Annotated in this window: 14 protein-coding genes and 1 tRNA gene; 4 read left to right on the top strand and 11 right to left on the bottom strand. The window is 62.4% G+C overall.

What is annotated here, in order from left to right; all coding sequences use genetic code 11:
* Positions 1-87: 87 nt before the first annotated feature.
* The 4 genes from murA to VFB05_RS01400 all read right to left on the bottom strand — a co-directional run bounded on the left by murA (position 88) and on the right by VFB05_RS01400 (position 4,234).
* Positions 88-1,377, bottom strand: coding sequence for a UDP-N-acetylglucosamine 1-carboxyvinyltransferase (gene murA, locus VFB05_RS01415; RefSeq protein ID WP_325007986.1), 1,290 nt, complete (start codon positions 1,375-1,377; stop codon positions 88-90).
* A 231-nt stretch (positions 1,378-1,608) separates the two neighbouring features.
* Entirely contained in the window at positions 1,609-2,100 is a 492-nt protein-coding gene (locus VFB05_RS01410; protein ID WP_325007984.1) for a hypothetical protein, read from the bottom strand.
* 161 nt (positions 2,101-2,261) lie between these two features.
* Positions 2,262-3,971, bottom strand: a complete 1,710-nt coding sequence (locus tag VFB05_RS01405) for an FAD-dependent oxidoreductase (protein WP_414643128.1) — start codon at positions 3,969-3,971, stop codon at positions 2,262-2,264.
* 65 nt (positions 3,972-4,036) lie between these two features.
* Complete coding sequence (locus tag VFB05_RS01400) at positions 4,037-4,234, bottom strand: hypothetical protein (protein ID WP_325007982.1); 198 nt, start codon at positions 4,232-4,234, stop codon at positions 4,037-4,039.
* A gap of 272 nt (positions 4,235-4,506) precedes the next feature.
* Between VFB05_RS01400 and VFB05_RS01395 the strand changes: the two genes are divergently transcribed.
* From VFB05_RS01395 to VFB05_RS01380, 4 genes are all read left to right on the top strand, one after another.
* Positions 4,507-4,581: transfer RNA gene (locus VFB05_RS01395), tRNA-Thr, on the top strand.
* A 346-nt stretch (positions 4,582-4,927) separates the two neighbouring features.
* Complete coding sequence (locus tag VFB05_RS01390) at positions 4,928-5,662, top strand: outer membrane beta-barrel protein (RefSeq protein ID WP_325007980.1); 735 nt, start codon at positions 4,928-4,930, stop codon at positions 5,660-5,662.
* A gap of 309 nt (positions 5,663-5,971) precedes the next feature.
* Complete coding sequence (locus VFB05_RS01385; protein WP_325007978.1) at positions 5,972-7,033, top strand: MBL fold metallo-hydrolase; 1,062 nt, start codon at positions 5,972-5,974, stop codon at positions 7,031-7,033.
* On the top strand, positions 7,030-8,013 hold the full coding sequence (locus VFB05_RS01380) for a TAXI family TRAP transporter solute-binding subunit (protein ID WP_325007975.1): 984 nt from the start codon (positions 7,030-7,032) through the stop codon (positions 8,011-8,013). The genes VFB05_RS01385 and VFB05_RS01380 overlap by 4 nt, the downstream gene beginning before the upstream one ends.
* On the opposite strand, the gene VFB05_RS01375 is transcribed toward VFB05_RS01380, so the two are convergent.
* The 7 genes from VFB05_RS01375 to VFB05_RS01345 all read right to left on the bottom strand — a co-directional run bounded on the left by VFB05_RS01375 (position 7,997) and on the right by VFB05_RS01345 (position 14,589).
* Entirely contained in the window at positions 7,997-9,097 is a 1,101-nt protein-coding gene (locus VFB05_RS01375; RefSeq protein ID WP_325007973.1) for an amidohydrolase family protein, read from the bottom strand. The two genes, VFB05_RS01380 and VFB05_RS01375, sit on opposite strands and share 17 nt — an antisense overlap.
* Positions 9,098-9,250: 153 nt before the next feature.
* On the bottom strand, positions 9,251-9,979 hold the full coding sequence (locus VFB05_RS01370) for an amino acid ABC transporter ATP-binding protein (protein WP_325007970.1): 729 nt from the start codon (positions 9,977-9,979) through the stop codon (positions 9,251-9,253).
* Positions 9,979-10,665, bottom strand: a complete 687-nt coding sequence (locus VFB05_RS01365; RefSeq protein ID WP_325007967.1) for an amino acid ABC transporter permease — start codon at positions 10,663-10,665, stop codon at positions 9,979-9,981. The genes VFB05_RS01370 and VFB05_RS01365 overlap by 1 nt, the downstream gene beginning before the upstream one ends.
* Positions 10,662-11,390 (bottom strand): amino acid ABC transporter permease, encoded by a 729-nt coding sequence (locus VFB05_RS01360; RefSeq protein ID WP_325007965.1) that lies wholly within the window; start codon positions 11,388-11,390, stop codon positions 10,662-10,664. Before VFB05_RS01360 ends, VFB05_RS01365 begins: the two co-directional genes overlap by 4 nt.
* 45 nt (positions 11,391-11,435) lie before the next feature.
* Positions 11,436-12,338: a transporter substrate-binding domain-containing protein gene (locus VFB05_RS01355; RefSeq protein WP_325007963.1), complete on the bottom strand. Its 903-nt coding sequence runs from the start codon at positions 12,336-12,338 to the stop codon at positions 11,436-11,438.
* Between the two features lie 32 nt (positions 12,339-12,370).
* Entirely contained in the window at positions 12,371-13,702 is a 1,332-nt protein-coding gene (locus tag VFB05_RS01350; protein ID WP_325007961.1) for an aspartate aminotransferase family protein, read from the bottom strand.
* The gene (locus tag VFB05_RS01345; RefSeq protein ID WP_325007959.1) at positions 13,699-14,589 is read right to left on the bottom strand and encodes a MurR/RpiR family transcriptional regulator; all 891 of its coding nucleotides are present in this window, start codon (positions 14,587-14,589) and stop codon (positions 13,699-13,701) included. Before VFB05_RS01345 ends, VFB05_RS01350 begins: the two co-directional genes overlap by 4 nt.
* Between the last annotated feature and the right edge of the window lie 199 nt (positions 14,590-14,788).

Below are 14,788 nucleotides of genomic sequence, written 5' to 3'. Positions count from 1 at the left end.
CGCGAGGCCAAATCGCCGTCAATCCTCACGGATTTCCAGGCAGCGCGGTTGCCCGCCGCCGGTGGAATGCTCCGGGTTCCTGGTGAGCTAATCGCTGATGCGCTCGATGCGGGCGCCGCAGGCGGAGAGCTTTTCCTCCAGCCGCTCAAAGCCGCGGTCGAGATGGTAAACGCGGTTGACCATGGTCTCACCCTCGGCGGCAAGGCCCGCAATGACCAGCGACACCGAGGCGCGCAGGTCTGTTGCCATCACCGGCGCACCGCGCAACTCGCCGATGCCATGGACCGTTGCGGTTTCGCCGTCGAGCTGGATGCGCGCGCCGAACCGCGCCAGTTCCTGCACGTGCATGAAGCGGTTTTCGAAAATCGTCTCGGTGATGAGAGAGGAGCCCTTGGCGCGGGTCATCAGCGCCATCAGCTGGGCCTGAAGATCGGTCGGGAAACCCGGAAACGGCGCGGTCGAAACCTTCACCGGATTGATGCCGGCGCCGTTGCGGGCGACGCGAATGCCTTCGTCGTTGGCGCTCACGACCGCGCCCGCCTCCGTCAGCACGTCAAGGGCCGCTTGCAGGAGCTCCGGCCGGGCACCGCTCAATTGAACGTCGCCGCCGGTCATCGCCACCGCCATCGCATAGGTGCCGGTTTCGATGCGATCCGGCAGCACGGTGTGCCGCGCGCCGTGCAGCCTGGTCACGCCTTCGATGACGATGCGCGGCGTGCCGGCGCCTGTGACCCGCGCGCCCATCTTGTTGAGGCAATCGGCGACGTCGAGAATTTCCGGCTCGCAGGCGGCGTTGGTGATGACAGTTGTCCCTTTCGCCAGCGTCGCCGCCATCAGCGCGACATGCGTGCCCGAGACCGTCACCTTGGGGAAATCGATCTCGGCGCCTTTAAGTCCGCCGGGCGCTTTCGCAACGACATAGCCGGCATCGATCGCGATGTCGGCGCCGAGCTTTTCCAGCGCCATGATCAGGAGGTCGACCGGCCGCGTGCCGATGGCGCAGCCGCCCGGCAGCGAGACTTTCGCCTCGTGCATCCGCGCCACCAGCGGCGCGATCACCCAGAAGCTCGCGCGCATGCGCGATACCAACTCATAAGGCGCGGTCGTATCGATGATGTCAGCCGCGGAGATGTGCAGGGTCTGGCCCTGATATTGGCGATCGCCCGGCCGTTTTCCGGCCGACATGATGTCGACGCCGTGGTTGCCGAGAATGCGCTGCAACTGCGCGACGTCGGCAAGCCGCGGCACATTGTCGAGGATCAGCGTTTCGTCGGTCAAAAGACCGGCGATCATCAGGGGCAACGCGGCATTCTTGGCGCCGGAAATCTGAATGGTGCCGTTGAGCGCGTGACCACCGACAATACGAATGCGATCCATAATAATCCTTAGCCGTTCAATGCCGGGGGTATAGGGCGAATGCGTCACCCAAAGCAATTACCCAAGAGACAATCGGCTAAAGCAAATCGACCAAGCCAAAGCCCCCGGGGCCACCCCGAACCCATTCGACACAAACGGCTTCAGCTTTGCGGCGAATTGATGGGAAACGCCTGACAATCCACGCCTTCCAGGGGCGGGCTGTGGCACGCCCGCGGCAGGTTCGGACGCAGATCAGGCCGGGCGGAAGCGCCGCAACGCCGCAATGCCGGCGATGACAAAGAGCACGAGCACGACGCCCTGGGTGACCGCGAACGGCGGTTCGCTGGGCGGCACGCTCGGCGCCAGCTCATGCAACACCCCGATCTTCAGGAAGCTCTGAATCACCAGCACGAAGACATTGAGGTAGAGCGAGGCAATCGCCGTGATCAGGTAGATCGAGCGCCAGGCGCCGGAAAGTTTCCAGCCGTAGAGCGCAATGCAGGCGATCAGGAGCAGGACCAGCGAGAGAAGCGCGATGATGTGCGAGGGCAAAAGCTTCTCGAACGGAAACATGAAGCCGGTGGCGTTGGTGAGGATCGTGGAGACCAGAAAGAGCGCGGTCATGCCCGCCTTCAATTCCGACTTGAGCAGCCCGAACAATACGACGAGACCGGAAACGACCCCGATCAGGCTGATCACGACATGCAGTATTGTGACGGCGTGCAAGCTCAAACCAAGTGTCATGGCGATCCCCCTGTCCTGAACGGAGCAATGCTACGTCCGATCCGGTGAAATTGCTATGACAAGGAAGCGCAGCGATGACGGTGCGGCAATGATTGCGCCGTGAAAATTTGCAACGCCGTCACGGCGGCGGCGAGTTGCGCTGGCTTACAGCGACGGTCTCCTTACAAGGATGGTCTCGCGGAATCGTTGAGATAGCCATGCAGCGCGGCAACGACCTGGGCGCCTTCGCCGATTGCGCCGCCCACGCGCTTCACCGATCCCGAACGCACGTCGCCGACGGCAAAAACACCGGGCACCGACGTCTCCAGCATCGAGGTCGGATGAGATCCGCCGTTTTGCGCGCCGGTGACAACAAAGCCGGCGCGGTCGACCGTCACGCCGCAGCCCTCGAGCCAGCCTGTCGCCGGATCGGCGCCGACGAACAGGAAAAGATTGCGGGCGGCAAAGCGCATCTCTTCCGGCGAGAGACGGCTCTTCCAGCGCACGGATTCGAGCGAAGCTTCCTTGCCACCCTCAAGTCCGATCACCTCGGCGTTGAAGATCAATTCGATATTCGCCGACGCCTCGATGCGCTCGATCAAATAGCGCGACATGCTGGCGCCAAGGCCGCCGCCGCGGATCACCATGTTCACCTTGCGGGCATGACCCGACAGGAACACCGCGGCCTGGCCGGCCGAATTGCCGCCGCCGACCAGAACGACCTCCTGCCCGGTACACAAGCGGGCCTCGATCGGCGAGGCCCAATACCAGACGCCGCGCCCCTCGAACTCCGCAAGACTCGCGATCTCGGGCCTCCGATAGCGCGCGCCGCTTGCAATCACGATCGAGCGCGCCCGCACGACTTCGCCGTTGTCGAGCGCGAGACCGAACGCGCCGTCGGCGCGCGAGCAATCGAGCGACTTCACTTCGGCGGGGATCATGACGTCCGCGCCGAATTTCTGGGCCTGGTTGAAGGCGCGTGCCATCAGCGCAAGCCCGGCAATGCCGGTCGGGAAGCCGAGATAATTCTCGATGCGCGCGCTGGCGCCAGCCTGTCCGCCGAAGGCCCGCGTGTCGCAGACGGCGACCGCCAATCCTTCCGACGCGGCGTAGACCGCGGTCGCAAGCCCCGCGGGGCCCGAGCCGACGACGGCGACGTCATAGATCTTGTCCTTTGCCACCGCGCGCACCATGCCGATGGCGCGGGCCAGTTCGGCTTCGCGCGGATTGCGCAACACCGCGCCGTCCGGCGTGACGACCAGCGGCAATTCTTCCGGCAAAGGCTGATAGCGCGCGATCACCTCGGCAGCGTCCGCGTCAACATGCGGGCAGAGCAGATGGTGCGGCTGGCCGTTGCGGGTAAGGAAGCCCTGAAGGCGAATGACGCCAGCCGAGTTTCCCGCGCCGATCAGCACCGGTCCGCCGGCGCCACCCTGGATCAGACTCACACGGCGCAGGATCAGCGCGCGCATGATGCGCTCGCCGAGATCGGCTTCGGCCACCATCAGCGCACGCAGCCGCTCGGGCGGAATAAGCAGCGTGTCGACGTCACCTTCGGCATGGCCGTCGACGAGCGCCGGACGCTCGGACAATTGCCCGATCTCGGCCAGGAACTGGCCCGGTCCCTGATCGATGATCGGCGTGACGCGGCCAAACCCATCGCGGTTGGTGATGGCGACGTTGCCGGACAGCACGACGAACATGCCGGGTCCTACCTTGCCGGTCAGGAACAGAGCTTCGCCGTGTTTGTAATGGCGGTCTTCGCCAAAGCGGCGCATGCGGCCGATTTCCTGCGCCGTCAATGTCGGGAATGTCTGCTCGTAGCGAGGGAAGGCACTGGCAAGGCTGGCGTTGCCGTTGGTTTCCTGTCCCATGATGATTTCTTCTGACATACCCACAACCTCATCCGGAAAACCTGACGCGAGATATTCCCTGCCGACGCAAGGCAGCCAACCGGCTATTTATCCGGGCTTTTCTCGTCGCCCTCGCGGACCTCATCAGAAGCCGGCGACGCGGACATGAAACCCGCCCGCTCGCGGGCTTGCGATTTTCGCCGCTTGAGATTTTCCCGCAAGGCCAGCTTCAGGCGATCCTGGCGCTTGTCCTTTGCGATTTGCCCGGTCGGCCGACCGCCTGCGTTGCTGTCATCGTTCATGGTCGACCTGCTTGCCTGCGTGCCCGCGCCGCCAACTTGCGTTTGGCCCGTTCTGGCGGCAATCGTCCGTATTCGCTGCTTGAACAAAGCGCTAGCCCTTAGGGCCATGCCGATATGCGCACCAAATGCGGCGATTTCGGCCGACGGCAGCGATTTCCCGCGCTTGCGCGCCCGCTGACCTTGTGGCAAGGATCGCCCGCCTTGTGGAGCCCCTTTGGGCCGATTCTTTAGATTCAGTGCCCAGTTCCGACGAATTCGCCGCACTGGCGCACGCTGCCGTAGCTCAGTGGTAGAGCACTCCATTGGTAATGGAGAGGTCGACAGTTCAATCCTGTCCGGCAGCACCAGTTATCGCGGCATCCGAAGCCGGCGCGCAACGCGACCGGTCCCGTTCGCCGCCGATCGCTCATAACTTTCCCTTAAAGACCCTCTCATCTCCTCAGCTTCAGATTCGCACGCGGAAGTTCCGGCCGTTGCGGATTCGCTACGCGAGGGGCTTTCAAATTAAGGCGTCTTTAAGACTTCATTAGTCCGTCATTAAGCACGAATTTGTGTTGTTCCCCAATATGTTGGGTTCTCCACGAGTGTGGCTGATCAGTGACAGCTTTTTACTCAAAAGCTGTCTAAGTGCGCGCCATGGACGGGCGCAGAAGGCGCGCGATCTGACAACGGACTACTCTCTGGAGAACCAAAATGAAAAAGCTTCTACTTGCAACTGTGGCTCTCGTCGCCCTCGGCGCGACCGTGCCAGCACTGGCTGCCGACCTTTCGGCCCGGACCGCCCCCTATACCAAGGCGCCGGCCTATGTCGCTCCGCTCTATAACTGGACCGGCTTCTACATCGGCGGCCACCTCGGCGGCGTGTTCGCGGGCAATACCAATTTCGGCGGCCTGACCACCGGTAACAACGACAACGGCCGCTTCCTCGGCGGTGTGCAGGGCGGCGCTGACTATCAGTTCGCCCCGAACTGGGTGATCGGCGCGGAAGCCGAGTACTCCTGGATTGCCGGCAACAACGGCAGCATCGTCTTCCCGAATGGCAACGTCTTCACCAACAACCAGCGTGGCATCGGCTCCGTCACGGGCCGCGTCGGCTACACCTGGGGTCCGGGCCTGCTCTACGTGAAGGGCGGTTATGCCTTCGCCGACAACAACGATTCGCTGGTGAACGGCGCAGGCGCGCCGCTGGCGTTCGGTCTGACGGGCGATCACAGCAACGGTTGGACCGTCGGCGCTGGTCTCGAATACATGTTCACCCAGAACTGGTCGGGCAAGATCGAGTACCAGTACTACAACTTCGGCAATTCCAGCTTCACGACGCCGGCTGCGCTGGCTCCGTTCGGCAGCTTCCGCACCGACGACCATGTCGTGAAGGCCGGCATCAACTACCGCTTCAACTGGGGAGGTCCGGTGGTCGCGAAGTACTAAGCTTCGGCGATCACACGGTAACGAAAAGGCCGGCCTCGCGCCGGCCTTTTTGCTTTTGCGGGCCGTGAAGGGCCAAAGTCCACCAGTCCGCATCTATTTTTTCGGCTAGTGTCCCGATTCCGAAGTTCGTAGCATTTTTCGGAGCCACGTTTCGAACTTCGGAATCGAAAGGACACTAGCTAATTTATTGATCTAGTGTGGCTTTGGTTCAGAAGTCCGCATGACTTACCCGCGGCAACAATGATGCGGACTTCTGAACCGCCACACTAGCGCGCCGCCGCGAGTGCGGCTAAGCCAAGACCCGTGACCATGCATTCAAAGAAAGACGCTGTTCAGTCCTCAGCCGAGGCGTTGCGTTACCCCTGGGAAAACCACCCCGGCCATGATCAGGTCGTGGAGGTGATGCCCGGGCTGCTCTGGGTCCGCTTGAAACTGCCGTTCCGCCTTAACCACGTGAACATCTATCTGCTCGCCGACGGCGACGGCTGGGCGATGGTGGATTCCGGATTCGGCAATGAGGAATCGATCGCGGCCTGGACGGCCCTGTTCGAAGGGCCGCTCAAAGGCGTTGCGATCAGCCGTCTGATCGTCACCCATTCGCATCCCGATCATGTCGGCCTTGCGGGGTGGGTGGTCGAGCGGTTCGGCTGCCCGCTTTTCATGTCGCAGGTCGAATATCTGCAGTCGGTCTATCACCAGAACCGTGGCACCGAGGAACGCAAGCAGGCGCAGCGGCTGTTCTTCCGGCGCCATGGCATGGACGAAAACCTGACCGACAGACTGCTCGGACGCGGCCAGGACTATCTGAAGCGGGTCTCGACCTTGCCCGCTTCCTATCGCCGCATCTCCCATGGCGACGAGATTTCGATCGGCACCCGCCGCTTCAAGGTCATCACCGGCGGCGGCCATGCGCTCGACCAGGTGATGCTCTATTGCGCGGCTGACAAGCTGTTTCTGTCCGCGGACCAGGTGTTGAGCAGGATCTCGCCCAACGTCAGCGTCTGGGCGGTCGAGCCCGAGCAGAATTCGCTCGGCGAATATCTCGCTTCGCTCGCAAGCCTGACCACCACGCTTCCTTACGATCTCCTGGTGCTGCCCGGCCACGGCGTGCCGTTCTACGGCCTGAAGACGCGGATCAAGCAACTCGCCGACCACCATGAAGAGCGCTGTCAGTTGATCGCGGCCGCGTGCCGCGAGACGCCGCAGACATCCAGAGAGCTCGTGCCTGTCGTGTTTCACAAGCACGTGCTTGACGAGCACCAAATGGGGTTTGCCGCGGGCGAACTGGTCGCGCATGTCAACTACATGCTGGTCGAAGGCCGCCTGACGGCCGAAGAGGCCGACGGCATGCTCCGCTACCGGACGACATGACCCGCACGCGGCGTCATCTCCTTGGCGGCCTTCTCTTTGCTCTGGCCGCGCTCATCGCGACGCCGACGATCGCGGAAGATACCGTAACCTTCATGACCGCTGGCGATGGCAATGCCTTCCTGCCCTATGGCCAGGGCGTGGCGAAATATCTCGCCGCCAAAGGCCTTCACATCGACGTCAAGAAAAGCGGCGGCTCCAACGACAACCTGACGGCGGTCGATGCATCGCCCATGACAATCGGCACGGCCTTCATGGCGTCGGCCTACGACGCCATCAACGGCACCGGCTTCGCCGCCGGCCACAAGCACGAGAACCTGCGCGCGCTGTTTCCGATGTACGAGACGTCCTTTCAGATCACCGCTTTGCGCACAAGCGGGCTGAAGTCGCTCGCCGACCTCGACGGCAAGAAAGTCGGCGTCGGACCCGCGCGCGGCCCGGCCGAAGGATTTTTTCGGGCGGCCGCCGACGTCGCACATATCAAGCCCATCATCGTCAACGGCGATCCGGCCGCGCTCTCGCAGCAGGTTCTCAATGGCGAAATCGACGCGCTGTGGCAGGGCGCGGTGGTGCCGATCCCCTCGCTGGTCGAAGTGGCCAATCACGCCGACGCAGTCGTGTTCGGTTTGTCCGACGCGGACGTTGCAGCGGTGCTCGCCAAACTGCCGGCGCTATCGGCGACGACGATCCCCGCCGGCACCTACAAGGGGCAGACCGGCGAGATCAAAAGTTTTTCGGCCTGGAATTTCGTGGTCGCCAACAAGGACCTTCCGGCCGACGTCGCCTATGCAATCACCAAGGCTGTACTATCAGCGGATGATCCCACATCCGAGATTTATCCGACCGCATCAGCCACACGCGCGTCCAATATCGGGAAAGCGATCCTGCCGATTCATCCGGGAGCGATGCGGTTTTATCGCGAGGCCGGTGTCGCGGGCACATTGAAGATTCCAAGCGGGCCTGACGTCAAACTTCCAAATTAAGAAGCTTCGCTGCGGTCCGCCCCAGGACGCCGGCCTTTTCGTCATCAGTGAGCGACGTGCAGGCAAAGATGTGGTCCACCGGGCTGAGCTGCCAGGGATAAGGGTAATCGCTGCCGAGTACGATCTGGCTCGCGCCGACCTGCGTCGCCAGATGCCGGATCGCCTCGGGCGTGAAGACGAGCGAATCGAAATAGATCTGCTTCAGATACTCCGACGGCTTCTTCTTCAGCTTGATGTCGGGATTGCATCCCTTCGGTCCGACCATGCAGGCATGATCGGAACGGTCGGCATAGGAGCCGAGATAGCCGCCGCCATGGGCCGCAATGATCTTCAGGCCGGGAAAGCGATCGAGCGTGCCCTCGAAGATCAGATGCGACAATGCAATCGTCGTGTCGAGCGGATTGCCGATGGTGTTGTCGAGCCAGCCGTTGCCCGCAAGCCGGTTCGCCCTGAGCTCCGGTATGCCACGCGGATGGATGAACAAGGGTACGCCCAGTTCTTCCGCCTTGGCCCACACGGGATGGAATTTTGGATCGGAAAAATCGACCTCGTTGACGGAGCCGCCGATCGCGGCGCCTTTCAATCCCTGCCTCTTGATCGCGGTCTGAAGTTCCTGCACGGCCAGATCAGGCGCCTGCAAGGTGAGCGAAGCGAACGCCGCGAAGCGATCGGAATGCGAGGCGCAGAACTCGGCGAGCTTCTCGTTCTGGATCTTGACGATTTGCGCCGCCAAATCGCGCTCCTTGTCGTACCAGAACGGATTGATCGACAGCACCTCCATGTCGACGGCCTGCGCGTCCATTGCAGCAAGGCGTTGCTTGAGCTCGATGAAAGTCTCTTCCGCACCGTTGATCGGGCCGGCCTGGCGCCTGTGGCCCTCTTCGCCCAGCAGCGCGCCGGCCTCGTGGAAATGGCAATGCGCATGCACGTCGATGGTCTTGACCCGCTTGCCTTTGACCGCGACAGGAAGCTTGCGCCGCTCCGGCGCTTGCGCGTGCGCGCCCTGCAACAGGCCGCAGCCGCAGAAGAAGATGCCGGTGGCGGCAAGCGTGCCGGTTTTGAGAAATTCGCGGCGCGTTGTCATGATCGTCGCTCCCTTGTCTCTTTTTGGGCGGCACGATCTTGGGGTCGTGCTCGCCTGTTTATCCGCCATCACCGGCGGTTGAGCGGGATCGTAGAATAGACCAAAGGGCGCCGGCAAGGCGCTGCGTTCGATCAGGTCATCAAGGCCTGGCTATCAGTGCTTGAGAATTCGGGCGAGGAAAGCCTTGGCGCGCTCTGACTCCGGCGCATTGAAGAATTGCGCGGCTTCCGCCGTCTCGACGATTTCGCCGCCATCCATGAACAGCACCCGGTTGGCGACGTTGCGGGCAAAGCCCATCTCGTGGGTGACGCAGATCATGGTCATGCCCTGCTTTGCCAGCGACGTCATCACGTCCAGCACCTCATTGACCATTTCGGGGTCAAGCGCCGAGGTCGGCTCGTCGAACAGCATCACTTCCGGATCGAGCGCGAGCGCACGGGCGATCGCGACCCGCTGCTGCTGACCGCCGGAGAGCTGCGCCGGATACTTGGTGATATGGGCGGAAAGCCCGACACGCGCGAGCAGCGCGCGCGCCTTTTCTTCCGCGACTGCCTTCGGCCGCCGCAACACCTTGGTTTGCGCGATCGTCACATTGCTCAGCACGCTCAGATGCGGGAACAGCTCAAAGCTCTGGAACACCATCCCGACCGAGCGGCGCAGCGCCGCCATATGAGTGACGCCGGGCGCGAGGCGAAAATCGCCGACCTTGATCTCGCCGGCGTCGATGGTTTCCAGTCCATTCACCGTCTTGATCAGCGTGCTCTTGCCGGAGCCGGACGGCCCGCAGATCACCACCACTTCGCCGCGGGCGACTTCCGCGTTGCAGTTCTTAAGAACCTGAAACGTGCCGTAGGATTTCGAGACTTGGCTGATCGAGATCATCAGCGAGCTCCATAAGCGAGGCGGCCTTGCAGCCGTTTGACGAGTTGCGAGGCGGTGTAACAAAACAGGAAATAGATGACGCCGACAGTCAGGTACATTTCGACGAGGCTGCCGTCGCGCTGGGCAATCTTGGTCGCCGCGCCGAGCAGGTCAGTCGCCGAAATGACGTAGACCAGCGAGGTGTCCTGAAACAGGATGATAGTCTGCGTCAATAGGATCGGCAGCACGTTGCGGATCGCCTGCGGAAAGAGAATGTAGACGTAGGCATGGAATTTGGAGAGCCCGAGCGCCTCGCAGGCCGAATATTGCCCCGCCGAGATCGAACGAAAGCCGGCGCGCACGATCTCGGCATAGTAGGCCGCCTCGAACAAGACAAAAGTCACGTAAATCGTCAGCGACGCGCCGACCGCCACGGGCCGGCCGCCATTGGTCAGCCAGCCGATTGCCCACGGCACCAGAAAGAAGACCCAGAAGATCACCATGATCAGCGGGATCGAGCGCATCAGGTTGATATAGGTGGTCGCGAAGGTGGACAGCAGGCGATTGTTCGACAACCGCGCCACCGCCAGCAGGCTGCCGAACACGATGCCGCCGGCAACCCCGACCACCGTGATCTGGACCGTGAACAGAAGTCCCGACAGCAGGAACGGCGCAACGGAAGTGATCGCGGAAAGATCGACCTTCATTTCCGCGCACTCCCGCTGACGAGACTCGGCAGCTGCACCGATCGCTCGATCCAGTACATCAACGACCACGCCAGCATCGCGATCACGAGATAGACCAGCGTGACCACGCCATAGGCTTCAAAGGTGCGGAAGGTGTTCTCGTTGATTTCGCGCGCGGTCGCCGTCAGTTCGACGAGCCCGATGGTCAATGCCACCGACGTGTTCTTGAAGATCGTCATGAACTCGTTGGTCAGTGTCGGCAGGATGATGCGAAACGCCTGCGGCAGCAGGATCAGCCGGTACATGCCGCCACGGCTGAAGCCGAGCGCGGATGCAGCCGCGGTCTGGCCTCTCGGCAGCGCCTGCACGCCGGCGCGGACCTGTTCGGCGATCCGCGCCGCGGTGAAAAGGCCGAGGCAAACCAGCGCCGGAACGAAGCTGCCCCAGGGCGGGTCCATCTGCTTGATCGCGAGGCCGATCCGCTGCGGCAGGATTTCCGGCAGCACGAAGTACCAGAAGAACATCTGCACCAGGAGCGGAATGTTGCGGAAGGTCTCGACATAGATCCGCCCGAGCCTTGGCCAGATTCCGCCCGGCAGTGTGCGCGCGACACCAACCAGGGTGCCGACGACAAGCGCAATCGTCCAGGCGCCGAACGCGAGCGACAGCGTCCAGGCAAGACCGCTCCAGATCCAGTCGATATACCGGCTGACGCCGTCGGGGGTGGTCTCGAACAACAAGGACATCGGCGACTACCCCCTCACATCACGACGCGGCTGGCTGACCTTTCCTCACTGCCCGATCGCCTTGTCGCTCGGGTTCTTGATCAGCGCCTTCAATCCCTCCGATTGCGGGAACTTCAGATTGATGTTCTTCGGCGGAATCGGGCTCTCGAACCACTTGGCATAGAGCTTGTCGTAGAGGCCGGATTTCATGGCCTCAGTCAGCGCGTCATCGACCAGCTTTTTGAACTCGGCATCGCCCTTGGCCATCATCACGCCATAGGGATCGCTCGGATAGGCGTCGCTCAGGAAAACGAAATTGTCCGGCGAGGACGCATTTGCTTTCAGACCCGCGAGCAGGATGTCGTCTTCCATGAACGCGCTGGCGCGGCCGGTCTCGACCAGCAGGAAGGATTCGGCGTGGTCCTTGCCTTGCAGGATCTTCATGCCGAGATTCTTCTCGGTGTTGAGCTTGGCGACGAACTGCGCGGTGTTGGTGCCTTGCGTGACGACCACGGCTTTGCCCTTGAGATCGTCGGTCGTCGTGAGGCCCGACGATTTCAGCGCAAGCCATTTGAATTGCGGCGCATAGAAGATCACGGAGTAAGCGACCTCCTGCTGGCGCGCGATGGTGTTGGCGGTCGAGCCGCACTCGATGTCAACGGTGCCATTCTTGACCAGCGGAATGCGGTTCGACGAGTTCACCGCCTGGTAGGCGACCTTGAGGTCGGGCTTGTTCAATTTCGCCTTGACCTTCGCCACGACGAGATCGCACAGCTCGAGCGAGAAGCCTATCGGCTTCTGGTTATTGTCAAGATAGGAGAACGGCACCGAGGAGTCGCGATGGCCGATCGTGATCGTGCCGGCGTCCTTGATCTTCTGCAATGTCGGGCTGAGGCTCTGCGCCGATGCCGCTACTGGCGCAATCGCCAGCAAACACAGCGTCGCAAGGCCGATGACTAGTCTCTTCATGATGTACTCCCCTCTTCCAAAACGCGTTACTCTCATTTCACCGCGGCGATCGCGGCATCGACCGCATCGCCGAGACGCTCGACAACCGTGTCGACCTGTTCCTTGTTGATGATGAAGGGCGGCGCGATCAGAACATGATCGCCGTTGACGCCGTCGATGGTGCCGCCCATCGGATAGACGCAGAGGCCGCGCGCCATGGCCTCGCGCTTCACCAGCGCGTTGAGCTTCAATCCTGAGGCGAATGGTTTCTTCGTATCGACTTCGGAGACGAGCTCGACCCCACGGAACAGGCCACGCCCGCGGATGTCGCCGACATGGTGGTGGTTGGCAAAACGTTCCTCCAACCGCCGTTGCAGATGGCTGCCCATGGCCATCACATTGTCCAGCAGTCTGTCGCGGTGGATGACATCCTGCACGGCGAGCCCCGCCGCGGCCGCCATCGGATGGCCCATATAGGTGTGGCCATGCTGGAAGAAGCCTGAGCCCTTCGAAAAAGCTTCGAAAATCTTGTTGCTGAGAAGCGTGGCGCCGATCGGCTGATAGCCGCCGCCCAGCCCCTTGGCGATCGCCATCAAGTCCGGCGCAGCGCCGTCCTGTTCACACGCATGCAGCGTGCCGGTGCGGCCCATGCCGCACATGACTTCATCGAGAATGAGCAGCACGCCGTAGCGGTCGCAGATCGCGCGGATGCGCTTGAAATAATCGGCGACCGGGGGCACCGCGCCGCAAGTCGCCCCGACCACAGTCTCCGCGACGAAGGCGATGACCTGATCGGAACCGAGCTCGATGATCTTGTCTTCCAGCGCTTGCGCGGCGCGCGCGGCGTAGTCGGCGTCGCTCTCGCCCGGCTTCTGAAAGCGATAGGCATAGCAGGGATCGATATGGTGCGTTTCGATCAACAGCGGACGGAATTGCGCGCGGCGCCATTCATTGCCGCCGGTCGCCAGCGCCCCGAGCGTGTTGCCGTGATAGCTCTGGCGGCGCGCAATGATGTGCCGCCGCTGCGGCTCGCCCTTCTCGACGAAATATTGCCGCGCCATTTTCAGCGCAGCCTCGATCGCCTCCGACCCGCCGCTGACGAGATAGACGTGGTCGATGCCTTTGGGCGCGGTCTCGACCAGGCGGTCGGCAAGCTGTTCGGCAACTTCGGTGGTGAAGAAACCGGTATGGGCATAAGCGAGCTTGTCGAGCTGTTTGTGAAGCGCCGATATCACGTCGGGATGGCCATGGCCGAGGCACGACACCGCCGCGCCGCCGGAGGCGTCGATGTAGCTCTTGCCGTTCTGGTCAAACAATTCGATGCCCTTGCCGGAGACGGCGACGGGCATTTTGGCGTTGGCTGAGCGATGAAGTATGTGGGTCATGACGGCTTCTTGTTGTTTCTGGATTGGAGGTGGGTGTTGAGGGCAGCGTGATGTCCATCCGAATGCCGCAGCGAGGCGAGCGCAGCGTCGCCGCCGCGGCCGGCAATGATGGCGCCGAGCACTTCGGCAACCGCAAAAGCCGGCGACATCGCGTGAAAAAAGGACGGGCTCTCGGTCGGAACGATGACGGTGTGCTCGGCGATCTGCGCCAGCGGCGCGACTTCGCTGTCGGTCACCGCGATCACCGCGATGCCCTGCGCGACCGCATATTCGGCGAGTTCGATGGTCAGGCGCGTGTAGGGCATCACGCTCGCGACCAGCAGCACATCCTTGGGCGTCGCGCGCGCCAGCGCATCGGAGCCGGTGGCGCCGATGCCCTCGATATGGACGGAGCGATCGCCGACCAGCGTGAGCACATAGTGCAGATGCCAGGCGATGGAATGGCTCGATCTTAAGCCGAGGCAGTAGATTCGGCGCGCCGAAGCCAGCGCTCTTGCGGCATTCACCAGCCGCTCCAGCCCGCTTGGCATCGCCAATTGCTGAATCTGATGACCGATCGACGTCAGCATGTCGGCGGCCAGCGCCTTGTCGCCCTTCAATTTCTGACTGATGACCTGGACGCCCGCCTTGCCGGCAAAGCCGAGATCGCCTTCGCGGACGGCGGCGGCATAGAGCTCGCGCACCTCTTCATAGCCGTCCATGCCGAGACGCTTGGCCAGCCGCGTCATGGTCGCGGGCTGTACGCCGGCCTGACGCGCCTGCTCGCGCATCGACAGCAAGGCCACGTCGTGGGGGCGGTCGAGCACGTAGCGCGCGCCTGCCTGCAATTGCGCGGGCATATCGTCGAACGACTGGATGATGCGTTCGGTCAGCGGGCCACGGTCCATTGGTAATCCTAGGCCTCGGCCGCACCATTTTGCAACAATTGTTTCAAATGGCGGAAATTCAATTCAATTGGATCGAGCATGGGCCGCACTGCGCCCGAAGCGCGATTTTAGAAAAGCTTGAGGAAAGCCCGTACTTTACGCGTCTGCATGGCAGAGCCGAACGCGGCGCGCACCGAAACTTGACCGAAATCAAAGCCTT

Source organism: Bradyrhizobium sp., from assembly GCF_035652035.1.
Lineage (GTDB): Bacteria > Pseudomonadota > Alphaproteobacteria > Rhizobiales > Xanthobacteraceae > Bradyrhizobium.
Note: the sequence above shows the minus strand (reverse complement) of the source record. Positions and strands in the feature narration are given on the sequence as shown.